This is a genomic window from Paenibacillus ihumii (assembly GCF_001403875.1).
GTDB classification, from domain to species: Bacteria; Bacillota; Bacilli; order Paenibacillales; family Paenibacillaceae; genus Fontibacillus; species Fontibacillus ihumii.
Genome location: NZ_LN884299.1, coordinates 3,336,821 through 3,359,249, shown reverse-complemented (window position 1 = coordinate 3,359,249; position 22,429 = coordinate 3,336,821). Strand labels below are relative to the sequence as shown.

Sequence of the window (22,429 nt, the reverse complement as noted above, 5' to 3'; positions counted from 1 at the left end):
CTTACATAATAGAGGGGCTATCACAACATACCAATTAAAGCATCAGAATGAGCGGGGATTTCCATCAACAGCAAGAACTGCATAACAAGAATGCTGAATTTATTATAGCACTGGAAAAAGGAAAGGCCTCGCAGAACGCAAAGAGGCCTTTAGTAAGGAGGTTGAAAAGATTAAGATAAACCCCTTTCCAATCCTTCCCTCAAATTAAGGCACAGTTTATTTGATTGTATCATTTCTTTCAAGTCTCACTACCGCCTCCACATGTGTTGTGTACTTTTCACAGACAAACTAATAATAATGGTGACTATACTACTTAATCTTTGGGGCGGTAAATATTGAACCGCTCCTTTTTAATTTTTTCACTAAAAGACATCATACCACTAATACCTTTATAACCCTACCCACTACCGAATGAATTGTTTAGGTTCTAATCAAGAACCGTAACCCTTGTTCCCTCCGTACCATATTTTTATAAATTAATCCTGTACGTCATCCCTTACCTATCGCAAATATAACCTTTAAAATGGGTGTCCCTTTTCTCCTTTATTATTTTTTACTAATACCTTTAATAGCTCCGTTAGTATCTGTGTACATTTATTCCTAGATACCTTCATTTTTCTTTATAAAACACCTACGTTCGCCCTCCCCCAACACCTAAAATATATTTTTTAATGACGTACAACCGCTCCTTATTAGCCTAATCTTTATCAGATTATTAAGATATATTCTGTTTTACGTTCTTTGTTAATTTTTTGTATCCCTTTCTTATATTGTTAATGAGCAAAAACTAGAAAGGATAGATTAAATGAAAATACTTACTGTTATCGAAGTAGCTGAACTACTCAAATTATCAAAATGTAAAGTCTATGCACTTGCTAAGAGCGGAGAAATTCCAACAGTGAAAATCGGAGGGTCAATAAGGGTTATTCAGGAAGAACTAGAGAACTTTTTAAAAGGTGGTGTGGTTAAATGATTATAAAAAATTCATCTCATACTCTCACCCTTGAACAAACTGCTAGAGTTCTTGAAAAGTTTAACATTGTCTTTACGGTTGAAGGGGTTAAGACAAAGATACAACTACACCAACTAACCGCCATTTCCAAGCCTTATGAGGATAGGAGATATTCAGGTTATCCCTACTTAGTTCTAATCAGTTCTTTAGTTGATTACCTGAGAGATAAAGGTTTTACAGATGATGATATAAAGGACGCCTTACCTGATGGTATAGAAATCTAATCCCCCACCCTTACGGTGGGCTTTTTTCTGCAACAACTAGGACACTTGAAACGATTACTAAAAGGACTATGACAATAACAGGAGGTTTTTGAGATGAGTATTCCAATGATAAACACACTTACAGGTGAGACGGTTAACGTAGCTACTTATTTGACAGAAGAAGGAAAAAGGGCAAGGGAGGAAAGACAAAGAAAAACCGCTTATAGGAATAAGAAAATCATTCCTTTTGTTGCATGTTATCTTGACCCTATCAAAGAGGTTACGCAACATCTAACATTAATCGAAGGTGGAGCGGTTATGAAACTACTTCACTATCTAAAGCAAAATGGGAAAGGTAAGCTATCTACAGAAGGTAAACCCTTAAATCAAAAAGACCTACAAACAATACTAGGTAGGGGAGCAACGCAGACAAAACAAATAGTAAAAAGGCTTGAATACCTTTCTATACTAATTTCAATAAAAGAAGGACGCTCTAAAGTCTTTTACATTAATGAAAACTTCCATTGTATGGGGAAGTTATTAAAGAAACCTTTTACAAAACTACTAAAGGGGCGGCGGGTTAACCCCCTAATATTGGACACTGCACCTCTTATTCGATTGATCGCATAGAATTGCTCGATTTCTCTTCGTTTTCATCTTATGATGATCATGCTTCATACCTTGATTTCCTTGGGTATTACGTTGCCATGCCGGATTGCTTCCATGTATTCGTACGGCGACATATCATAGATGCTTCCATGGATGCGATTGCGATTGTAGTTGTGGATAAAACCGCTAACGATCTCGTACGCCTGTTGGTAGCTCTCAAAATCGTGGCGCTGGTAACACTCCGATTCAAGGATGGAGTGAAAAGACTCGATGTGGGCGTTCTTATTCGGCGTCTTAGGCGGTATCCGCTCGTGGACAATTCCAAACTGTTCACAAGCCTCCGCAAACCGATGGCTAATGAACTGTGGACCGTTGTCCGATCGAATAATTGGCCGATTCGCCTTGTCAAAGAGCTGGCGCTTCATCAGTGCCTCCTGTGTGATTTGAACCAGATCCTTAGCTTCACAGCGCAAGCCATGGTGATAGGCAACAATGGCTCGGTCGAACACGTCGATGATGCTCATCAGGAAGAAGAAACGCTGTTCGCCTTCGATCCAACCATACTTAATATCCGTCTCCCACAGTTGATTGGAACCGGTAATGACTTTGTTATTTGCGAGCCTTTTAGGATGCTTATTTTTGAGCTTCCGCTGAGGGCGAAGCACATTCATCTCCTTGCACAACCGATAGACTTTCTTCTTGTTAATCACAAGGCGGTGCTGGCGCCTCAGCATCTTTGTCAGCTTGCGGTATCCGTAGACGGACGTGTACTCGTCGGCTAACAGTTCCATGATCCACTCACAGATTTGCTCATCGCTAATGCGCTTGTTGTCTTGCGTATATGAGTAACCAGGCGCGGAGCGACCGCTCCTGAAGATTTGTTCAGGTTGCTGATTCGGGCGATTCACATGAGCATAGTATGTGGAACGCTCCACTTCCAGGATGCGTAGCACAAGACTGATTAAATGGCCTTGCATGATGTATTTCTGCGAAATCTCTATTTTATCCGCAAGTGTGGGTTCGTTTTTTTTAACAGGTCACGGAGGATTTCTCTTTCCAGCGCCTGCTCTGCATAAAGCTTCTTGAGCTTCTCATGCTCTTTCTCCAAGGCCGCATAATCCGCGGCTGTAGGAACGAATGCAGCATGTTTCAAAGCAGCGCCATCCAATTCCTCAAGATCCTTGCGCTTCAATTCTCTCGCCCAGCGCAACACCATCTTTGGATCAAGATCATGCTGCCTAGCTACGGCCGTCATATTGCCGATCTCCTGTCCCTTGGCTACAACCATTTTCTTGAAGTCCAGATCATACCGTTTTCTTTCCATTGCGTTCCCCTCCGATTGATTTCATTCTATCGGAATAAGGGGTGGACTGTCCAAGTTCATTTGGGGGCTAAATAGGCGGTTAAGTACAATTGTAGATGAGCTGCCACTTAATCAGTTAGGTTTTCTTTATAAGATTTTGCCCTACTTCCATTTCGAAAAGTGCTTTCTTTGTCACAACCCTGACGAAAAAGATTGTAGTTTCATCAGGAAAATGAATAGAAGTGATTTAGCCAAAGCTATTAATCATGACCCTGATGAACTTACTAAGATTGTAAAATGTTTAAGAAAGAAAGGACTGATTATGACTACTGAAAGTTGCGGTAGTTTAATGTATTATGTACACCCTGACCTAATGTATAGAAAAGACAGTGATGGGCAGGACGACTATACAAACGGTTTAAGGGCAATATTTGAGGAACATTTGAAAGATAAATAACCCTAAAATAGTGTTTTGTACGTACGAGAAAAACCGACTGTTTTAGGTATTCTGTACAGGAAAAACCGACTCTATTAAGCTAAACAAAAACACCTGTTAGACCTAGAACCACATAGTGTTCTAGGTTTTTCTGTTTTTCATTGACTCTTTATTCTTAGAAGCATAAAGCTAATAGGTTAAAATTTGTATGTATCCCCTCCGCTTTGCTACGTGGATACACACCTATAATTATTAACAGGGTCGCTACGCTCCCCTAATGATAAAGAAATTTCACGCTCTTATAAAGAAAACAAGGGCACGAACGTAGTGAGTGACCTGTGCACCTTGACTGTAGCGGAGCGGAAGGCAAGTGCACCAAATGTAAACGACTTTCCCCCACTTGATACATTAAATAATTATCATTATATTATTTTTGATAACCTTAAAAATTCCTTTATGATAGGTAAGTCAGGAGGACTTATATTTGTAGGAATTTCATCTACAGAAAAGAAACGTAAATCTTTAACTTCATTATTATCAATCTTTAATTCTCCAAGATAATCAGTGCAAATATATGTAGTAATCACATTGTACACTTCATCACCATGTGGATATTTATAATAGAACTCTTTTCCTGAGAAAATATTAAATAACTTTAGATTGTTTGCTATTAATCCCGTTTCCTCTTGTAACTCCCTTTTTGCTACTTCCTCTAAAGTCTCACCCATCTCTAAAGAACCACCCGCTAATCCCCAACAGTTATTATCTTTTCGTAATTGCAGTAATATCCTATCACTTTTATCTATTAGAATAACACTTGCCCCTGCCATAATAAGTGGACGACTTCCAACTAACTTCCTTAACTCCATTATATATCCCATAAAAAGCCCCCAAAAATAACTTTTATTAATATTTCTTTATTTAAGAATAGAAATCCTGCTTTTAATACTGCCCTATTGTGAATATCATCGCAACTAATTCCCCCCATAGAACGATTGCTATCACGAAAGGGGAGATATAAATGAACATTCAACGAGTTTTTACAGGAACACAGGATTTTAGGTCGATAATCTTACACCAATTAGAGAAAGAAATTGAAAAGATTGTATCTGCCGCTTACAATGATAGACAAGTAGATATAGTCGCCATCAATAACGGAGGGCGACAATAATGAAAATAGCGGGATACATTCGTGTTTCGACTAACAATGAGGGTCAAAAAGAGTCACCTGAAAACCAAAGGCATATGATTTTAGACTATATTACTGAAAATCAATATGACCTTTATGACTTCTACACAGATATTCAAACAGGAACTACTGACAATCGTGAGGGGTTAAAAAGACTCATACAAGACGCTGAAAACAGGGAATTTGATGTCATTGTAGCTAAGGAATTAAGTAGATTAGGGCGTAATGTTGAATTACTTTATCAACTAAGGCGAGTTGCAGAAACAAAAGGTGTCCGCTTAATTACTCTAGATGGAAAAGTTGATACCCAAGACTTTTCTAAACAAGCTATGTTCGGTCTTTATGCTTGGATTTATGAAAGTGAAAGTCAACGAATTAGTGACCGTATCAAGTCAGTTTATCAAATGAAGTACAAAAGCGGAAAATTCATGGGGAGTATTCCCCCTTATGGCTATATACTTCACAAACAAAAGCTACTACCTAGAAATGATTACACCGTAGATATTGTACGTGAAATCTTTGACAAGTATCTAGAAGGTTGGGGGCATGACAAAATAGCAAGGTATCTTACTAATAGAGATATTCCAACACCTTCACAGGTTGTAGGGAAAGCTAATGCGGGTTTGTATTGGCAAGGGTCTACTATTAAGAAGATATTAAAGAACCCTCACTATGTAGGAGACCTTGTACAGGGCAGAGAAACCACTATGAACGTGACAAATAAGACACGTAAAGTAAATGACCAAAACGATTGGATTATCATTTCTGACGCTCATGAGCCTATCATTTTAAGAGATATTTTTGAACAAGTTCAAAAGTTACTTAAACAAAAAGCTAGAAGAGGTAGGGGTGGTACTAGAAAGAAGAAACACCTTTTTACAAATATCGCTTACTGTTCTGAATGTGGGAATGGCATGTGGTATCGTGCTAACCGCAAAGGATACATTTGTGGAACTTATGCTAAACATGGGAATAAAGCCTGTTCTAATCATGCAGTTAAGGAACTAGAACTAACTGAAATAATCCTTGATGACCTCAAAAACATGTCTAGTAGTTTAGACCATCCAAACCTAGAAAGTAAGATTGAAAAAAAGGTCAAGACTACCGCAAAAAAGAACGAGTCTAGACTAGAGTCCATTAAAAAGCAGGTTCAGAAACAAATGGAACTAAAGCGGAACGCTTTACAAAAGTTCATTAACGAGGATATATCTAAACAGGATTATGATGACTTTGTAAGTATGGTACAAGAAAAGCTGCAACAACTAGAATTAGAAAAAGTAGAGATAAAAAAGGATATGGCAGAAAGTCACGATAAAAGTAAAATCTCTGCCATCATTGAACAACTTAGAGGTTTCTTACAGTTCAATAAGTTAACATCCGAGATGTTACTACGTTTTGTAGATAAAATCGAAGTAACCGAAAACAAAGATGTTAAGATTTACTACAAGTTTGCACAGGTTGAGGGGTTATAATCCCCCTCAATCATTTTTTAAAACTAACTGTGAAATGCACTCCACATGGCTCGTCTGCGGGAACATATCGACCGGCTGCACCCACTCCAGCGAGTAGCCGCCGTCGAGCAGCTCCTTGCAGTCCTTCGCCAAGGTTGAAGGATTGCAGGACACGTACACGAAGCGCTTCGGCTTCGTGCGCAGCACCGCTTCGATGAAGCGCGGGTCAAGCCCGATGCGCGGCGGGTCGGCGATGATGACGTCGGGCTTGAAGCCGGATTTCACCCAGCGGGGAAGCAGCTCCTCCGCATGCCCCTCGTAGAAGGAGGCATTATCGCGCCCGTTGCGGGATGCGTTTGCCCTGGCATCCTCCACCGCCTCGGGAATCGACTCGATGCCGCGAACCTCCCTGGCATAAGGGGCGAGCCACAGCCCGATTGTACCCGTGCCGCAGTAGGCGTCCACGACAACTTCCTTACCCGTGAGCGCGGCTGCCGTGCGTACCGATTCATACAGCTTGACCGTCTGCAGCGGGTTGAGCTGGAAGAAGGCGCGAGGGGAGAGGGTGAATTCCAGATCGCCCAGAGCTTCCTCGATGCTGTCCGCGCCCCAGAGAATCGTCGTCTTGCTGCCGAACACGAGCGAGGTGTTCTTCGGATTGACGTTCAGCGCGATGCTGGTCAGCTCCGGCATGGCGAGCCGCAGCTCCTTCACGAGCTGATCCAGCCGCGGAATGCGGTCGTTTGCTGCCACCAGCGTAACCTGCAGCTGCCCCGATTGGAAGCCCCACCGCACGACGATTGTGCGCACGATGCCCTGATTGCTTTTCTCCTGATAGACGGGGGTATTCAGCCGCTGCAGAACATTGCGCGTCTTGTCGACCGCCTCGTTCACCTTCGGATGCTGGATTGGACAGCCCGTAATGTCGATCAGCTTGTGCGAATCTGCGGCATATAGTCCGGCGATCATGCCTTCCTCTTGCATCCCCAGCTGAAGCTGAGCCTTATTGCGGTAGCCCCAAGGGTGCTCCATGCCCAGAATCGGTTTCATGGGGAATTCCTGCAAGCCGGCATAGCGAGAGAACGCTTCTCGAACGATATCTTCCTTGCCCTTCAGTTGGCCCGGATAAGAGATATGCTGAATTTGGCAGCCGCCGCAAATGCCGAATACCGGGCATGGCGCATCCACTCGCTGGGGTGAACGCTTTTCGATCCTCACCAATTCCGCGTTGATGAACTTATCCTCTACCCGGGTCACCTTGGCGTGAACGACCTCATCTGGCAGAGCTCCCGTGATAAAAGCCGCCTTGCGCCGGTAGTATCCGACGCCCTCGCCGTTGATGCCTAGCCGCTTGATCGTGACGACGATCTGATCGCCAGTGCGCAGCTCCTCGGCATGCTCGCGTCCAGAAATTCGAGGCGCCTGCTGCCTGGCATCGCGTGGCGCATAAGGCTTTGTATATCGATGCTGCCGTTTGGCATCTCGCGAGGTATATGTCTTATCATCTCGCGGTGCATACGGCTTGGCATCCCCAGAATCTTTCGGCCTTGTATCGCGATTAGGCTTTGCCTTGCGGGATGGGTATGGCTTTGCCTTGCCGGATCCGTGCTGTTTGGCATCAACCGATGCATTAGGCTTGGTTTGGTGCGATTTATGCGGACGGGCATTGCGGGCCTCTTGTTGCTTGCCATGCAGTGCCTGCTGTTCTCCATGCGATGTCTTCTGCCCAGTACGTGCTTCGTGTTTCCCCCTGTCGCGCGGTGCTTGCTGTTGTGCGTCCCGGGAAGTACCGGTTTTTGCATACCCGCTGGTGGCAGGTTTGCCCCCGCTTGCGACAGGCTTGCCTTTTGCAGCGCTGTAGCTGCTGTTATGTGTATGGGATCCTGGCGATTCCTTCATGATCAAATTAGCTCCATCCTTCTATAAAATGTTCAAATCCAATATACCATGCTGAACGGACAACCACCATGCAGAGGCAAGAGGAGAAAATATATTACTTAACGTCTTGAAAATGCTTCTTCGCCTTATAACGAACCTCTACGGTTCGTAATTCCTCGAAGATTTTATAGTGTCAGCTTGGCCAAACCCATTCTACAAATATTCAAAATCGTTTGCCCAACGCGCCCACTCCCGGTAAACTGGATAAGGAACACATGCAACAAATGATGGTAAGAAGTAAGGAGCTTATTTGAATGAATATGCAATCCACTTTAATGGAAGAAGCCAAGTCTTATTTGCAAAAATATTACGGCTACCCGGATTTCCGGGAAGGCCAGCGCAAAATCGTCGAGAGCGTCCTGTCGGGCGCAGACACGCTCGGCATTATGCCGACGGGCGGCGGGAAGTCCATCTGCTACCAGATTCCCGCCCTCATGCTGCCCGGTCTTACGCTCGTCGTCTCGCCGCTCATCTCGCTTATGAAGGACCAGGTGGACGCGCTTACGACCGCCGGGGTATCCGCGGCCTACATTAACAGCACGCTGTCCGGCAAGGAAGTGAATGAGCGCATCCGCGCGGCGAGAAGGGGCGAGCTGAAGCTGCTGTATGTCGCGCCGGAGCGGCTGGAGCTCGACTGGTTCCGCGAGGAAATGGGCAGCTTGACGATTTCCTGTGTCGCGGTCGACGAAGCCCACTGCGTATCGCAGTGGGGCCATGATTTCCGCACGAGCTATCTCGCGGTAGCCCCGTTCGTGAACGGGCTACCGGAGCGCCCGATCGTGGCGGCCTTTACCGCGACGGCGACGCCGGAGGTCATGGACGATATGACCCGGCTGCTGCAGCTGCGCGATCCCGCCGTGTTCGTCACGGGACTTGGCCGCGACAATTTGGCCATGTCCGTGCTGCGCGGCGAGAATAAGCGTGAATTCGTGCTGAACTATGCGAGGTCGCATGGCCACCAGCCGGGCATCGTCTATGCGGCTACCCGCAAGGAGGTCGACGACCTGTACGAGCGGCTGCGCCAGAGCGGCATTCCTGCGGGAAGATATCACGCCGGGCTGCCGGACAAGGAGCGGGAGGAGAGCCAGGAGGCGTTCCTCTATGACGATATCCGCGTTATGGTGGCGACGAATGCTTTTGGCATGGGGATCGACAAGTCTAACGTCCGTTATGTGATTCACTATAATATGCCGAAGAATATGGAGGCTTATGTGCAGGAGGCCGGCCGTGCCGGGCGGGATGGGGAGCCTAGCGAATGCATCCTGCTGTTCAGTCCGCAGGACATCATGACGCAGAAATTCCTCATCGAGCAGAATCCGCAGGACGAGGTGCGCAAGCGCAACGAATACCGCAAGCTGCAGCAGATGATCGAATACTGCTACTCGACCAGCTGCTTGCGCTGGGGGATGCTTGACTACTTCGGAGAGCAGCACGACCGCAAGCCCTGTGGCATCTGCAGCTCCTGCACGGATGAGCGCGAGCTGGTAGACATGACACGCGACGCGCAAATCGTCTTCTCCTGCATCCACCGGATGAGGGAGCGCTTCGGCGTCTCGCTGGTCGCTTCTGTGCTCAAAGGCTCCCGCAGCAAAAAGGTGCTGCAATACGGCTTCGACAGCCTGCCTACGTACGCCATGATGCCGAGGCGAACCGAGAAGGAGATCTCGGAGCTGATCAATGTGTTTATTGCCGAGGGCTATTTGGCCTTGTCCGAGGGGCAGTACCCCGTCGTCCGGCTTCAGCCCTTGGCGGTCGACGTTCTGAAGGGGCAGCATCAGGTGATGATGCGTGCGCCGGAGCCGGCAGCATCCCAGGCCGCAGGCGGAAGCAGGCGCCGCAGAGGAGCTTACGACGACGGTCCGTCTGCTGTGAATGAGACGGTATTCGAGCAGCTACGCCTGATCCGCCGGGATTTGGCGGAGAAGGAGCGCGTGCCGTCGTACATTATTTTCAACGATGCGACCCTTCGCGAGATGAGCGTTGTTTGCCCGGCGAGCGAAGCGGAAATGCTGAACATAAAAGGGGTCGGGGAAGTCAAGTACCGTAAATACGGACGGGCATTTCTTGAATTTTTTCAAAATATGGAATAGGGCTGTGAAATCATGAAGGTTATACTATCGACGCTGAATGCGAAATTTATCCATACCTCCCTGGCGATCCGCCTGCTGAAAGCTTATAGCGGGAACGAGTTCGACATCGAGCTTGCCGAATATACGATCAAGGACCCGACGATGAACATCGTGTCTGATTTATTCCAGCGCAGGCCCGATGTAATCGGATTCTCTTGCTACATCTGGAACATTGAAGAGACGATTCGTGTTATTGACGTGCTCAAAAAAGTGCTCCCCGAGACGACCATCGTCCTTGGCGGGCCTGAAGTGTCTTACGATACGCAGTACTGGATGGAGCGCGTCAAGAGCGTAGATTTTATCGTGATGGGGGATGGGGAGGAGACGTTCCACCATCTGCTGCAGGAGCTGTCCGGGGACCGGAAGTTCCACTATGTATTTGGGACTGCATACCGCAAAGGAGACGAGGTGATCATCAATCCGGGACGGCCAAAATCGGATCTGAACTCGCTGCCTTCGCCGCACCGTTTTCCCGAGGATATCCCGAATCTCAGCAAACGCATCGTCTATTTCGAGACGAGCCGGGGCTGTCCGTTCAGCTGCCAGTTCTGCCTTTCCAGCATCGAGGTCGGTGTACGCTACTATGACATTGAGCGTGTGAAGTCGGATATCCTGTACCTGATCGACAACGGCGCCAAAATCATCAAGTTCCTCGACCGGACGTTCAACATCAACCGCAGCTATGCCATGGAAATGTTCGAATTCCTGATCGGGAACCATCGCGGCTGCGTGTTTCAGTTTGAGATTACTGCGGACATCATGCGGCCGGAGGTGCTGGATTACCTCGCTGAGAACGCGCCTCCCGGCATATTCCGCTTTGAAATCGGGGTGCAGTCAACGAACGATCCGACGAATGAGCTGGTGAAACGGCGGCAGAACTTCACGAAGCTAACCCGTACCGTGACCAAGGTCAAGGAGAGCGGCAAAATCGCGCAGCATCTCGATCTGATCGCCGGCCTGCCGCAGGAGGATTATGCGACCTTCCGCAAGACATTTAACGACGTGTTTGCGCTGGGGCCTGAGGAGCTGCAGCTTGGGTTCTTGAAAATGCTCCGCGGCACCGGCCTGCGGAACGACGCGGCGAAATACAATTACGTTTACATGGAGCATGCGCCTTACGAAATGCTTAGCAATGACGTGCTGTCTTTTGCTGACGTCGTCCGCCTGAAGCGGCTGGAGGATGTGCTGGAGAAATACTGGAATGCTCACCGGATGGATCATACGCTGAATTATTTGATGAGGGTCGAATTCGATTCCCCGTTCGATTTCTTTCAGGAATTCGGCGATTATTGGGAAGAGCAGGGCTGGCAGCGCATCGGCCACCAGCTGGAGGATTTGTTCCTCCGCCTGCACGAATTCCTTGGCCAGCGCAAGCTGAAGACGCCGGAGGTGGTACTGGGTCTCATGAAGCTTGACTACTTCCTCGGGCACAAGTACAAGCCGCGCAAAATCTGGTGGGAAGACCGCATCGGCAAGGATGCCCGCGGAAGGTATCTGAGTATATTGGCTGAGCAGTGGGGGGACCTGTCGGAGCAGCTTGCTGAGCGGCAGGGGGGCCAGCCTGAGCAGTTAGCAGAGCAGTCGAAGGTTTTGTCTGGGCAGCTTGCTGGGCGGTCGGAGAATCAGTCTGGGCAGTTAGCAGGTCATGCGGAGGTTTTGTCTGAACAGCTTGTAGGACGGTCCAAGGGTCAGTCTGGGCAGTTAGCAGGGCAGTCGAAGGGTCTATCTGAACATCTTGCCGAGCGGCCGGAGGGTCAGTCTAGGCAGCTTGTTGCACAGCGGGAGAGTCTTCTATCCTATCTCGACGTGCGGAATTTGAGCGAGCGTGAGCTGCAGAAGTTTGCCGTTCTGGAGGAGCTGCCTTTCCGGCTCGAGGATGTACTCCAGGGCAAGGAACTCTCTGCGGATAACATGGAGCCAAGCCTGCTCGTTGTGCTCTACCAGCAGACCGAGGACGAGAAACCGTTGTATTTTTCGATGCCGTTAGCGAGGATATAAACTGGAAATAACATTAAACGGTATACGGCATTAAGGCATTTATCCGTTAAAAGATCGATTTAAAATATGTGATAACATCAAATGTTACTACCTATTTAGCCCCCTAATCCAATTGGACACTCTAATCCACCTCAGATACACTAAAATGAGTGAGGAGTTAGAATCCATGAAAAGACGATTTAGGTGCCCCAATGAAACGAAGAAGGAGCTTGTGGTAGAGGTGCTCTCGGGTTATCGGACGGAGATAGTAGCCCGGAAGCATGGAATGTCTCCTAGAACGTTAAGCCAGTGGGTTCGCCAGTATCAAGATGAGGTGGGTGACCTTATGAAAAAGAAGCAAAACGATGCAGAAAAAATGAAGCAGGATGCAGCCAATTTCAAGGAACTAGAGAAGAAATACAACGATGCCATGAAGCTACTAGGCGAAAAAGAGCTCGAGAACAGCATTCTACGAGACCTGGTAAAAAAAAAGTATCCCGATTGGAAGTAGCTATCTATTGGATTCAGCAAGGGTATCCCGTTCAAAAGGTGCTCCTTCTATGTGGAGTCCCACGTTCAAGTTACTACTATCGCCTAAAGCATCCTGAACGCCAGCAGCCAGTCAGCAGCGGTCGGCCTGTTCCAGGCTTCTCCTATGACAAGGATGGAAAAAAGGTAGGAGATGCTCGCATTAAAGGATACCTCAGACGCTTGATTCAAGGCCTTAACGCTGCCTTCGGCTATCGGAAGCTGACGACGTTGTTGCGGCGAAAATACCGGCTAATTATTAACAAAAAGAAGACCTACCGTCTCTGCAAAGAAATGGGGATTCTCCATCCACAGCGAGAGTTGAAAAACCCCGTACCTAAAAAGCTCGCCAATAACCGTATTGTGAGCGGACCAAACCAGCTATGGCAAATGGATATTAAGTATGGTTACGTAGCCGGCAAACGCCGACATTTCTACCTGGCCAGCATCATTGACGTGTTTGACCGGAGCATTGTCGCCCATTACCGTGGAAAGGTCTGCAGCACAGAAGACATTTTGCGTACGATCCAGAAGGCGCTTTTTAAACGTAGAATCCACGAACAAGAACACAAGTTGGTGATCCGGACGGATAATGGGCCGCAGTTCATTAGCAAAGCGTTCCATGCCTTTTGCGAGCAAGCGGGGTTAGAGCATGAAAGGATCCCCAACCAAACGCCAAACAAGAATGCTTTTATTGAGTCGTACCACAGCATTGTAGAGCAAGAATGCTACCAGCGGAATTGTTTTGAAACCTACGAAGAGGCTTTTGCAGTGGTCGACCGATTTATTCGATACTACAACACAGAACGCATCCACGGCAGTCTCTACGATTGGCCGCCCAAGGAATACTTGCGTTTAGTCACCGCGGGCTTGATTAACCCAAAGAAAATTGCGCTATAATGTGATTTCCTAAGTATGATGTGGAAAGTGTCCAAACTTAGGGGGTTGAACCGCTACATGCATTTAATGCAATTAAAAGCTGCATCTGATCGTTGAACCATCCAACTAAATGCATTTCTTGCAATTAGATTGCAGTATAAAGGTGGGTAAGGGCTAAAAGTAATGTTTTAGATGCATGAAATACAGCTACCTTCAGATAACTGCCATTAAGAGCTAAAACAAATGTAAGAAATGCATCTAGATCCATCCAAGTTACTCAACCAACGTACCAACATCTGAGCGATCGAAGTTACTCAACCAACGTACCAACAATTGAGCGATCGAAGTCACTCTACCAGCGTACCGCCATTTGAGCGATCGAAGTCACTCTATCAACGTACCAACAATTGAGCGATCGAAGTCACTCTACCAGCGTACCACCATTTGAGCGATCGAAGTCACTCTACCAGCGTACCGCCATTTGAGCGATCGAAGTCACTCTACCAGCGTACCGCCATTTGAGCGATCGAAGTCACTCTACCAGCGTACCGCCATTTGAGCGATCGAAGTCACTCTATCAGCGTACCGCCATTTGAGCGATCGAAGTCACTCTACCAGCGTACCGCCATTTGAGCGATCGAAGTCACTCTACCAGCGTACCACCATTTGAGCGTCGAAGTCACTCTACCAGCGTACCGCCATTTGAGCGATCGAAGTCACTCTACCAGCGTACCACCATTTGAGCGTCGAAGTCGCTCCATCAGTGTCAGGACACTTAGGCTAGCTAAATTAAATCCATCAGCGTGCCTAACAAGCGCACAAGAACCGTCCGGCGGTTATCCGGACGGTTCTTGTGTTTTTAGACGTGCCGCTCCAGCCAATCGGCGAGGTCGCGCATAACCTCGTCCCGGTTCGTCTCGTTCAGCATTTCGTGCCGGCCTCCCGGATAGAGCTTGACCTCCACATCCCGGATCAGCAGCAGGTTGTACAGCGCGGCCAGCTTTTTTACGCCGTCGCCCCGCAAGCCGACCGGGTCCTCGTCTCCTCCGAAGATGTAGATCGGCTTATTCTTCGGAATTTCTCTCATCCGTTTCGGCTGGTGGATCTCCTGCAGTAAGGAGAAGAACCCCTGGAAGAAACCGGCGCTGCACAGAAATCCGCAATGCGGATCGTTTACGTACTTATCCACTTCAGCTTCGTCCCGTGAAAGCCAATCGAACGGCGTGCGGGGCGGAAGGAACCGCTTGTTGTAGGACCCGAAGACGAGGGCATTCAGCATTAGGCTGGGATGGCGTTCGCCCTGCATCAGGCATTGCAGCCGGGCGAGCCTCTCACCAAATGCCAGCATGCTGCGTGGTCCGTTGGTTCCGGACAGGATGAAGCCGGAGTAGGGCTCCGGCGCCGTATACATCATTTTTTGCGTCAGAAAAGATCCCATGCTGTGACCGAGCAGGAATAAGGGCAAATCGGGGTAACGCCCTCTAATGATCCGACTGAGCTCGCTCATGTCCCGAACCATCCCGCCGAAACCTCCCTTGCCGATGCAGCCCAGCTCAGTGTCAGATTTTGCCGTTCTGCCATGCCCTCTATGATCGCCTCCGAGGACGATCCAGCCGCGAGTGGTAAGTATGTCAGCCAGGCGCTCGTAGCGCTTCGCCGTTTCGGCCATACCGTGGGCGATCTGCAGCACGCCGCGCGGCTGAACGGACGGATCCTCTGACTTCCACTCGTAGACGAACACTTCATTCTGCGCATCATTGGTAAAAGTAAATGTTTGCTCCAGCAACCGCTTCACCCCTTTTCGAGACGTTCCTTAAGCCAAATGGACGGGTTCAAAGAATTCGATCCGCTCCCCGTCCGGCCCATTGAAGAAGAAAAGGCGGCTCCCGCCTGGAATCGAACGGATTTCGGGATCCAGGCCTGATAGTCCGAGGCTGGAAATCCGTTTGTATTCCTCCTCGATATGGCTGACGGTGAAGGCGATATGATGCACGCGCCCTTCGCTTGGCAGGTTTTCGCCATCCCGGACGTATATCAATTCGATTTCGACGTTATCCTGGCCAGGGAAGGCGAGAAAGGCCAGGCGCAGCTTGTCCTCCACCTCGCCGATGATGTGCAGCAGCTTCAGTCCGATTACCCGCTCATAGAATTCAATGGAATCCTCCAGCGCAGAGACGCGGATCCCGACATGCTCAATTTTCCGAATCGTCATAGTAAATCCCTCTTATCCTAATTATTTTGGCAAAATACGGGTTCAAACGTTAAATTATTTTTTCTAAGATTATCTTTTTTAGATTACCTTTTCTAAGATTACCATTTCAAATTACTTTTTCTCGACAGCAATCAAATAGGGAGCGCCTGGCCTCTGGATTTGCCGGTATACGATTGCTTGTCCGGCAGAGGGGGGAAGGGTTGAAGCCCATTTCTCTACAGCGTCCGCTTCCTCGTCCCCTCCTTGATGGCCCGGGTAAAGAACGATAGTGACAATCCCTTTGGGGCGCAGCAGCCTGAGACTCGCCTCCAGCGCCGTCAGTGTCGTCTGGGTCAGCGTGATGACGCTGGCATCGGCACCCTCCGCCGGCAGATAGCCGAGGTTGAACATGACCGCTCCGACCCTGCCGTGAAGGTCTGCCGGCAGAACTTCTTCCATTTCCGCATGGCTCCGCTCCAGCAGTGTCACCTCGGCCAGACGGGAATCCTGCTCCTTCTCTAGCCGGCGGCGCGCAAGGCTCAGCGCCTTGGCTTGAATATCGAAGGCATAGACTCTTCCCCGGCGGCCGCAGGCACGGGCGAGGAAGAGTGTGTCCTGGCCGGTGCCCGCCGTAGCGTCGATTGCCCGTTCTCCAGGCTGGAGCCGCTCGCCGATCAGCTTATGGGCGAAGCTCAGTACGGACATGAAGCCCATGCGATCCCCTCCAATATTTCCCCTGCCAGGTATCTCTTTGTCTCAGCTCGCCGTCGATCGCGTTCAGTACCTCCCACTTTCTCAGGCTCCACAGCGGGCCGATGAGAAGCTCTCTCGGAGCATCGCCGGTAAGGCGGTGCACGATCATTTCCGGCGGCAGGAATTCTAGCGTATCGACGATGAGCTTCACATACTCGTCCTTCTCCAGGAAGCGGAGGAGGCCAGCTTCATACTGCTTGACCATCGGCGTTTTGCGCATCAAATGCAGCAGATGGATTTTGATGCCCTGCACATCCATTTCGGCCACGGCTCGCCCGGTGTCCAGCATCATTTCATGGGTTTCCTGCGGCAGCCCGTAAATGATGTGAGCGCAGACGCGGATGCCGCGCCTCCGCAGCTTTTCTACTGTATCGAGATAACACTGGGTGTCATGGGCCCGGTTAATGAGCTGCGAGGTGGATTCATGGACGGTCTGCAGGCCCATTTCAACCCATAGATAGGTTCGTTCGTTCAGCTCGCTCAAATAATCGAGCACATCGTCAGGCAGGCAGTCTGGACGGGTTGCGATCGACAGGCCGACGACGCCGGGCTGCTCCAGAATGGCCTCGTAGTACTCCCTCAGCACCGCGACTGGAGCGTAGGTATTCGTGTAGGCCTGGAAATATCCGATGTATTTGGCCTGAGGCCACTTTAAATGCTGTCTGTCGCGAATTTTGTTGAATTGTGTCACTAGATCATCGCGTCTGCTGCCCGCAAAATCACCGGAGCCGCGGGCGCTGCAGAACGTGCATCCGCCTTTGGCGATCGAGCCGTCCCGGTTGGGGCAGGTGAAGCCGGCATCGAGCATAACCTTGAATACTTTCTCGCCAAACTGCTCCCGCATCTCGTAATTCCAGGTGTGAAAACGTTTATCCGCCCATAGCTTAGGGGCGGGACTCAGTTCTATATTCATCATATCTCCTTTATATTGTCACAACTTTTTTTATATTGTCATAATTTTTACGAAATTGGACAATTCCTGTAAAGCCGCATTAATAGTGGGATTGTCACTGTTTTATTGTATCAAAATATGAGGAAAAATGGGAACTTGCCCTCGCTGCTTTCTTGCGATGGATTACAGATTATGTTATTTTGAATGTAACACAAATTAAGGTTTGGACCCCAATTCCAAATATATCGAAAAAGGAATCTGCGCAAACCGTCTCCCCGGCGGCCGCAAGATTCCTTTTTCACTGTTCTCCCCTTTACAAGAGGGACGATCTTCGGCACAATAATTGCAGTATCAGAAAACTATTGTGGCCTAAACGCCACAGGTATGCATAGAAAGCGGAGGAATGACATGCGTTTACGCGGCAGAAAAGGAATCCGGGAAAACCTGGAACAGCAGAAGCATCTCGTTATCTTGGATCCAAGGGAATATAAGGGGCGCTGGTCCGAGCTTTTCGGCAATGACCGCCCGATCCATATTGAGCTTGGGATGGGGAAAGGACAGTTCATCAGCGGGATGAGCGTGAAGCACCCGGATGTTAATTTTATAGGCATGGATATGTACGATGAATTGATTCGCCGGGCGAGCGAGAAGGTGCGAGCGGTCTGGCAGGAGCGGGGACAGGAGGAGCCGCCTAGCGTTAAGCTGGCGCTGGGGAACATCGAGTCGATCGAGGAGTTCTTCGCGCCGGGGGAAATCGAGCGGATTTATTTGAATTTTAGCGACCCGTGGCCTAAGAAGAAGCATGGCCGCCGCAGGTTGACCCATCCGAGGTTTTTGGAGAAATACCGCTCTTTGCTTAACGAGAATGGAGAGATTCATTTCAAGACGGATTCGCGGGAGTTGTTCCAGTTTTCCTTGAACGCCTTTGCAGCTTGCGGACTCCAGTTGAATGACGTTTCGCTGGATTTGCACCGCGGCGGCATCAATGAGGAGCATGTGATGACCGAATACGAGACCAAATTCGTCAATCAGGGCGTGAACATTCACCGCTGCGAAGTTATCGTCGGCGAAGCTGCCCTGGCGCGCTACCACGAGCACAAAATGGAGCAGTTCTAATGCGCCAGTCTCATACTTGTGCCAAGCTCTCATGAGACGCCAAGCTCATAACAGCTAGCTCACAATGGGCTCAGGCGCATATATAGGAGCAAGACGCATAATGCCCATCCACAAGCAGGACGAAATGTAACAGGCCACCGATCCATCGGTGGCCTGTTTGCTTGAGAGAAGTTGTCCCCGCACGCTACGGATCCGCATCCTCATCGATCCTATGAATTTGTTCTTCTCTTATACTCTAAGAAGGTACTTTGTTCTCCTCCAGCAGGTCCAGAATGACCTGGGCGCTTTGCATCGGATGGTATTTGGCGATCTGTTTGAGCACCCTCTCCCTGGCTAGCGCAACCTCGTCATAACGATCCGTCAGGCGGTAGATCCATTTCGTAATATCGTCAAGCGAATTGATGGAGGTGCCCCAACCTTGCGATTCGAAATACTGCGAATTCTCCTCTTCCTGACCTGGGAGAGGCTTGTGGAACAGCATCGGTATCCCTTTGGCGAGCCCCTCGGTGCACGTCATGCCCCCGGGCTTCGTAATAAGCAGATCTGAGACTTCCATCAGCTTGTCGATTTCCCGGGTGAATCCGAGCAGCCTGATGTTCGGGTGAAGGAAGCGCGGGTCCTTCTTCATCTTCTCTAGCGACTTCAGGTTGCTGCCAAAGCAGAAGATGATCTGAATTTTGTCGCGGTGCGCGGCAAGCAATGAATTGACTGCTTCATCCTTCATAAATCCCCAGCCGCCGCCCATCACTAGGACTGTAGGCATATTTTTGAGAGCGAACTGCTGGCGGATTTCCTCTTTGCTGTGCCTCTCCCAGAAATTCGGATGAACGGGAATGCCGGTGATTCGGATCTTGCCCTCCTCGACATCCCGCTCCAGCAGCTTCTCTTTGACCTGCTCGGTAGAGACCAGGTAACAGTTTACTTCCCGGCTGACCCAGGTCCCGTGCGCGTCATAATCGGTAATGACGGTGCATAGAGGGACGTTCAGTCCCAGCCTCTTCATGCGTGAAATGACCGCGCTCGGAATCGGATGCGTACATACGATAACATCGGGGTGAAGCTGGCGGATAATCTGGGTTGTTCGCGTATAGAATATCCGATGAAGCGCCGCCGTCGTCAATCGGTTCAAGGATCTCTTATAATTGCTCCGGTACATCATACGTATGAGCCGTGGCTGAGATGATACCGTTTTCTTGTAAGCTGTGATGATCAGTGGAGCCATTCTAGGATTCAAAAAGCTGCCAAGCTCCAGTACCTTCGTCTGAATGTGAGGTGCCAGCTTGCGTAGACTGCTGGAAAGCGCGTAGGCTGCCTGGGTATGACCGGCTCCGAATCCCTCAGATAAAAGCAAGACTCTTTGTTTAGACACTTTAGTTTCACCTTTTCTCGGAAGGTTTTCCCTCGATTTAACAATATCCCCTTTACGGCCATAATGCAACCGTGCCAAAGACCGTAAGCGTGCCGACTGCGGCGCCGGCCAGGACGTCCGAAGGATAATGCAAGCCGAGATAGATTCGGGATATGCCGACTAACAGCGCGATCGGTCCCAAAATTAGCGCGAGGCGCGGCTCGATGAGCATGAACGGCATCGTCACAGAGAAGATGGCTGTAGTATGGCCTGACGGAAAAGAATGATCCGTCAGCGGATTGCGGAACGTCTTCGTGCCCGGCAGGGTCAGATAAGGACGAACCCGCGGGTAGGTCTTCTTGACGACCGCTACGGGAATATGGCTTGCAGCGAGCGCCACACAGGACTGAAGGCCTACGGTGCTCCAGGGCTTCGGCGCGAAGAACCAGACGAGCAGCGAGGAACTGATCGTGAAGGTCGCTCCCCCCAGATGGGTCAGGTAATAGAGCCAGAAATTCAGAAAGCTGCCGTGCAGGCGGCCGTTGATCCCCATAAAGAGCTTCTGGTCGAACTGTTTTAACATTTGTAAAAATCGAGTCATTTCATCCCTCCGCACAGCAAGGCATTTTCAGGTTAGACTAATCATATTTTTATTCCGTGATCATTTCAAGGACAGAGGCTCTTTTTTTTGCTTGAAGTTATTACCCGAATTTTGACTTTGCGCCTATCCACCCTATACAATGATTCAAATCATAGCAAAAAAGTTTAAAGTAAAATGAGCAATTTAGTAAACTTTTATGATTTATTTTTCGTTTATGTTACAAAGGCGAAGTATTAAGGCTGCTTACGCTCATTTTCATGAGGTGCAGATGAAATAAAAAACGCCAAAATTGATGAAAATAAGAAATAACCGCACTCTGTGCAGGCAGCGGTGGCGCCGTATGCAGCTACAGAGCGACTTCGCTTGTATTTGGTGAAGGACGGCGCAAGATGGGCTTTGACAAATGAGTCAAAGTCATGGAAAATCTTAATGCACTCCAGAAAGAAATATTTTTACCAGGAACGACGAGTACACAGGGTCATGATTCAGAGAAACAAGAAAAGCCCGCTTAGAGAAAAAAGAATTGTAAATTTAAAAGGGGTTAAAGGGGGTATACGAAATCATGATGGACACCATTTTGATATCGTTGCAAATCGTACTGGCCATAGTTGGAGTGTACCAATTTGGTCTGGCATTGTTCGGGATGTACAAGAAAAAGAAAAAAGTTCACTTCCCGCCGACGAAGTCTTTTGCGGTACTCGTAGCAGCGCATAACGAGGAGACTGTAGTCGGAGCCTTGATGGAGAATTTGAAGCAGCTTAACTATCCGAAAGAGCTTTATGACGTATTTGTCATCTGCGACAACTGTACCGACAGAACCGTAGACATCGTACGCAGCCATGGCATGAACGCTTGCATTCGCACAAACGAGAACCTGCGGGGGAAGGGCTATGCGATCGAATGGATGCTGAAGCAGCTGTGGAAAATGCCGCGCCAGTATGACGCGGTCGTCATGTTCGACGCCGATAACCTGGCTCATCCAGATTTCCTCAGCGAAATGAACAACGATCTTTGCTCCGGCGCCCGCGTTATCCAAGGGTATATCGATACGAAGAATCCGGAGGATTCCTGGATTACTGCCGCTTACGGTATTTCATACTGGTACTGCAACCGCCTGTGGCAGCTGTCCCGGCACAACCTGCGCCTCGCGAACTTCCTGGGCGGAACAGGCATGTGCTTCGAGACCGAGCTTCTGAAGGAGATCGGTTGGGGGGCAACTAGCCTGGTGGAGGACCTGGAGTTCACGATGCGCTGTGTCGAGAAGGGGATTCACCCCGTGTTCAATTACGATGCCAAGCTGTTCGATGAGAAGCCGCTGACCTTCAAAGCATCGGCACGCCAGCGCCTGCGCTGGATGCAGGGGCACTTTACGGTAGCGCGCCGTTATTTCTTCCCGCTTCTGTGGCAGAGCATCAAGGAGCGGAGCATGGTCAAACTGGACATGGCCTTGTATGGAGCTAACGTATACATCGTGCTGCTCACCTTCCTGCTCACGGCCTTGATCTGGATCGACCAGTCCTTCTTTAACGGGCCGAACATCGCTACGCTGTATGGATATTTGCCGCTGTGGGTGTCGTTCATCGCGATCGCGGCCAACGTATTTATCTTCCTTGCGGCGATGGTGCTTGAGAAGGTTAAGTCGAAGAAGGTATATGCTTATCTCGTCTTGTTCCCGCTGTATCTGATCTCGTGGTGGCCGATTACTTTCTACGCGTTCTTCACGCAGAACAACAAGCAGTGGAGCCATACCGAGCATACGCGCGTCGTTCGCTTGGAGGAAGTTCAAAGCAAGCAAGGTTAGTGCTTGACTATGGCTTCGCGGTATGGTAAATTATTTAAGCATGGAACAAATAAAGTGGATTGTAAGCAGAGGC

22 protein-coding genes are annotated in these 22,429 nt (G+C 49.0%); 12 read left to right on the top strand and 10 right to left on the bottom strand.

Features of this window, described 5'->3' with window-relative positions:
- Positions 1-805: 805 nt before the first annotated feature.
- The 3 genes from BN2762_RS22350 to BN2762_RS22340 all read left to right on the top strand — a co-directional run bounded on the left by BN2762_RS22350 (position 806) and on the right by BN2762_RS22340 (position 1,845).
- The gene (locus BN2762_RS22350; RefSeq protein WP_055109055.1) at positions 806-973 is read left to right on the top strand and encodes a helix-turn-helix domain-containing protein; all 168 of its coding nucleotides are present in this window, start codon (positions 806-808) and stop codon (positions 971-973) included.
- Complete coding sequence (locus tag BN2762_RS22345) at positions 970-1,236, top strand: hypothetical protein (protein ID WP_055109054.1); 267 nt, start codon at positions 970-972, stop codon at positions 1,234-1,236. Before BN2762_RS22350 ends, BN2762_RS22345 begins: the two co-directional genes overlap by 4 nt.
- Before the next feature lie 93 nt (positions 1,237-1,329).
- Complete coding sequence (locus BN2762_RS22340; RefSeq protein ID WP_230202568.1) at positions 1,330-1,845, top strand: hypothetical protein; 516 nt, start codon at positions 1,330-1,332, stop codon at positions 1,843-1,845.
- Positions 1,846-1,889: 44 nt separating this feature from the next.
- Here BN2762_RS22340 and BN2762_RS22335 read toward each other — a convergent pair whose 3' ends face one another.
- Together BN2762_RS22335 and BN2762_RS22330 are read right to left on the bottom strand one after the other, a co-directional pair.
- On the bottom strand, positions 1,890-2,801 hold the full coding sequence (locus BN2762_RS22335; protein WP_083485080.1) for an IS3 family transposase: 912 nt from the start codon (positions 2,799-2,801) through the stop codon (positions 1,890-1,892).
- 20 nt (positions 2,802-2,821) lie between these two features.
- A complete protein-coding gene (locus BN2762_RS22330; protein ID WP_055109052.1) occupies positions 2,822-3,148 on the bottom strand; it encodes a transposase in 327 nt (108 codons plus the stop codon).
- A gap of 211 nt (positions 3,149-3,359) precedes the next feature.
- Here BN2762_RS22330 and BN2762_RS27885 point away from each other — a divergent pair, with 211 nt between their 5' ends.
- Complete coding sequence (locus BN2762_RS27885; protein WP_230202567.1) at positions 3,360-3,584, top strand: helix-turn-helix domain-containing protein; 225 nt, start codon at positions 3,360-3,362, stop codon at positions 3,582-3,584.
- Between the two features lie 401 nt (positions 3,585-3,985).
- Here the strand turns inward: BN2762_RS27885 and BN2762_RS22320 are convergent, their stop codons facing one another.
- Positions 3,986-4,444 carry an NUDIX hydrolase gene (locus BN2762_RS22320; protein ID WP_055109051.1) on the bottom strand — a complete coding sequence of 153 codons (459 nt, stop codon included), beginning with the start codon at positions 4,442-4,444 and terminating at the stop codon, positions 3,986-3,988.
- Positions 4,445-4,584: 140 nt separating this feature from the next.
- Between BN2762_RS22320 and BN2762_RS27390 the strand changes: the two genes are divergently transcribed.
- A complete protein-coding gene (locus BN2762_RS27390) occupies positions 4,585-4,734 on the top strand; it encodes a hypothetical protein (RefSeq protein ID WP_187386572.1) in 150 nt (49 codons plus the stop codon).
- The gene (locus tag BN2762_RS22315; RefSeq protein WP_055109050.1) at positions 4,734-6,224 is read left to right on the top strand and encodes a recombinase family protein; all 1,491 of its coding nucleotides are present in this window, start codon (positions 4,734-4,736) and stop codon (positions 6,222-6,224) included. The genes BN2762_RS27390 and BN2762_RS22315 overlap by 1 nt, the downstream gene beginning before the upstream one ends.
- Positions 6,225-6,230: 6 nt before the next feature.
- Here BN2762_RS22315 and rlmD read toward each other — a convergent pair whose 3' ends face one another.
- The gene (gene rlmD, locus BN2762_RS22310; protein ID WP_055110295.1) at positions 6,231-7,616 is read right to left on the bottom strand and encodes a 23S rRNA (uracil(1939)-C(5))-methyltransferase RlmD; all 1,386 of its coding nucleotides are present in this window, start codon (positions 7,614-7,616) and stop codon (positions 6,231-6,233) included.
- 779 nt (positions 7,617-8,395) lie between these two features.
- Here rlmD and recQ point away from each other — a divergent pair.
- From recQ to BN2762_RS22290, 4 genes are all read left to right on the top strand, one after another.
- Positions 8,396-10,231, top strand: coding sequence for a DNA helicase RecQ (gene recQ / locus BN2762_RS22305; protein WP_055109049.1), 1,836 nt, complete (start codon positions 8,396-8,398; stop codon positions 10,229-10,231).
- Between the two features lie 12 nt (positions 10,232-10,243).
- Positions 10,244-12,268 carry a B12-binding domain-containing radical SAM protein gene (locus BN2762_RS22300; RefSeq protein ID WP_055109048.1) on the top strand — a complete coding sequence of 675 codons (2,025 nt, stop codon included), beginning with the start codon at positions 10,244-10,246 and terminating at the stop codon, positions 12,266-12,268.
- Between the two features lie 145 nt (positions 12,269-12,413).
- Positions 12,414-12,758, top strand: coding sequence for a transposase (locus BN2762_RS22295; protein ID WP_230202464.1), 345 nt, complete (start codon positions 12,414-12,416; stop codon positions 12,756-12,758).
- Complete coding sequence (locus BN2762_RS22290; RefSeq protein WP_148499853.1) at positions 12,665-13,675, top strand: IS3 family transposase; 1,011 nt, start codon at positions 12,665-12,667, stop codon at positions 13,673-13,675. The genes BN2762_RS22295 and BN2762_RS22290 overlap by 94 nt, the downstream gene beginning before the upstream one ends.
- Before the next feature lie 838 nt (positions 13,676-14,513).
- Here BN2762_RS22290 and BN2762_RS22285 read toward each other — a convergent pair.
- The 4 genes from BN2762_RS22285 to BN2762_RS22270 all read right to left on the bottom strand — a co-directional run bounded on the left by BN2762_RS22285 (position 14,514) and on the right by BN2762_RS22270 (position 17,511).
- Complete coding sequence (locus tag BN2762_RS22285; protein ID WP_055109047.1) at positions 14,514-15,440, bottom strand: alpha/beta fold hydrolase; 927 nt, start codon at positions 15,438-15,440, stop codon at positions 14,514-14,516.
- A 27-nt stretch (positions 15,441-15,467) separates the two neighbouring features.
- Positions 15,468-15,866 carry a VOC family protein gene (locus BN2762_RS22280; RefSeq protein ID WP_055109046.1) on the bottom strand — a complete coding sequence of 133 codons (399 nt, stop codon included), beginning with the start codon at positions 15,864-15,866 and terminating at the stop codon, positions 15,468-15,470.
- Between the two features lie 111 nt (positions 15,867-15,977).
- A complete protein-coding gene (locus tag BN2762_RS22275) occupies positions 15,978-16,559 on the bottom strand; it encodes a tRNA 5-(aminomethyl)-2-thiouridylate-methyltransferase MnmM (RefSeq protein ID WP_055110293.1) in 582 nt (193 codons plus the stop codon).
- Positions 16,525-17,511 carry a tRNA modification radical SAM protein MnmL/YtqA gene (locus BN2762_RS22270; RefSeq protein WP_055109045.1) on the bottom strand — a complete coding sequence of 329 codons (987 nt, stop codon included), beginning with the start codon at positions 17,509-17,511 and terminating at the stop codon, positions 16,525-16,527. The genes BN2762_RS22275 and BN2762_RS22270 overlap by 35 nt, the downstream gene beginning before the upstream one ends.
- Before the next feature lie 387 nt (positions 17,512-17,898).
- On the opposite strand from BN2762_RS22270, the gene trmB reads away from it, so the two are divergent.
- Positions 17,899-18,606: a tRNA (guanosine(46)-N7)-methyltransferase TrmB gene (gene trmB / locus BN2762_RS22265; protein ID WP_055109044.1), complete on the top strand. Its 708-nt coding sequence runs from the start codon at positions 17,899-17,901 to the stop codon at positions 18,604-18,606.
- Positions 18,607-18,841: 235 nt separating this feature from the next.
- On the opposite strand, the gene BN2762_RS22260 is transcribed toward trmB, so the two are convergent.
- Together BN2762_RS22260 and BN2762_RS22255 are read right to left on the bottom strand one after the other, a co-directional pair.
- A complete protein-coding gene (locus BN2762_RS22260; protein ID WP_055109043.1) occupies positions 18,842-19,975 on the bottom strand; it encodes an MGDG synthase family glycosyltransferase in 1,134 nt (377 codons plus the stop codon).
- A gap of 52 nt (positions 19,976-20,027) precedes the next feature.
- Positions 20,028-20,555 (bottom strand): phosphatase PAP2 family protein, encoded by a 528-nt coding sequence (locus BN2762_RS22255; protein WP_055109042.1) that lies wholly within the window; start codon positions 20,553-20,555, stop codon positions 20,028-20,030.
- A gap of 562 nt (positions 20,556-21,117) precedes the next feature.
- On the opposite strand from BN2762_RS22255, the gene BN2762_RS22250 reads away from it, so the two are divergent.
- Positions 21,118-22,356 (top strand): glycosyltransferase family 2 protein, encoded by a 1,239-nt coding sequence (locus tag BN2762_RS22250; RefSeq protein WP_055109041.1) that lies wholly within the window; start codon positions 21,118-21,120, stop codon positions 22,354-22,356.
- Positions 22,357-22,429: the final 73 nt, after the last annotated feature.

Coding starts and splice junctions, on each gene's coding strand:
- BN2762_RS22300 (WP_055109048.1), top strand. CDS start 10,244: ATGAAGGTTATACTATCGACGCTGAATGCGAAATTTATCCATACCTCC.
- trmB (WP_055109044.1), top strand. CDS start 17,899: ATGCGTTTACGCGGCAGAAAAGGAATCCGGGAAAACCTGGAACAGCAG.
- BN2762_RS22345 (WP_055109054.1), top strand. CDS start 970: ATGATTATAAAAAATTCATCTCATACTCTCACCCTTGAACAAACTGCT.
- recQ (WP_055109049.1), top strand. CDS start 8,396: ATGAATATGCAATCCACTTTAATGGAAGAAGCCAAGTCTTATTTGCAA.
- BN2762_RS22270 (WP_055109045.1), bottom strand. CDS start 17,511: ATGAATATAGAACTGAGTCCCGCCCCTAAGCTATGGGCGGATAAACGT.
- BN2762_RS22335 (WP_083485080.1), bottom strand. CDS start 2,801: ATGCAAGGCCATTTAATCAGTCTTGTGCTACGCATCCTGGAAGTGGAG.
- BN2762_RS27885 (WP_230202567.1), top strand. CDS start 3,360: ATGAATAGAAGTGATTTAGCCAAAGCTATTAATCATGACCCTGATGAA.
- BN2762_RS22295 (WP_230202464.1), top strand. CDS start 12,414: ATGAGTGAGGAGTTAGAATCCATGAAAAGACGATTTAGGTGCCCCAAT.
- BN2762_RS27390 (WP_187386572.1), top strand. CDS start 4,585: ATGAACATTCAACGAGTTTTTACAGGAACACAGGATTTTAGGTCGATA.
- BN2762_RS22255 (WP_055109042.1), bottom strand. CDS start 20,555: ATGACTCGATTTTTACAAATGTTAAAACAGTTCGACCAGAAGCTCTTT.
- BN2762_RS22280 (WP_055109046.1), bottom strand. CDS start 15,866: ATGACGATTCGGAAAATTGAGCATGTCGGGATCCGCGTCTCTGCGCTG.
- BN2762_RS22250 (WP_055109041.1), top strand. CDS start 21,118: ATGATGGACACCATTTTGATATCGTTGCAAATCGTACTGGCCATAGTT.
- BN2762_RS22330 (WP_055109052.1), bottom strand. CDS start 3,148: ATGGAAAGAAAACGGTATGATCTGGACTTCAAGAAAATGGTTGTAGCC.
- BN2762_RS22320 (WP_055109051.1), bottom strand. CDS start 4,444: ATGGGATATATAATGGAGTTAAGGAAGTTAGTTGGAAGTCGTCCACTT.
- BN2762_RS22315 (WP_055109050.1), top strand. CDS start 4,734: ATGAAAATAGCGGGATACATTCGTGTTTCGACTAACAATGAGGGTCAA.
- BN2762_RS22350 (WP_055109055.1), top strand. CDS start 806: ATGAAAATACTTACTGTTATCGAAGTAGCTGAACTACTCAAATTATCA.
- BN2762_RS22275 (WP_055110293.1), bottom strand. CDS start 16,559: ATGGGCTTCATGTCCGTACTGAGCTTCGCCCATAAGCTGATCGGCGAG.
- BN2762_RS22340 (WP_230202568.1), top strand. CDS start 1,330: ATGAGTATTCCAATGATAAACACACTTACAGGTGAGACGGTTAACGTA.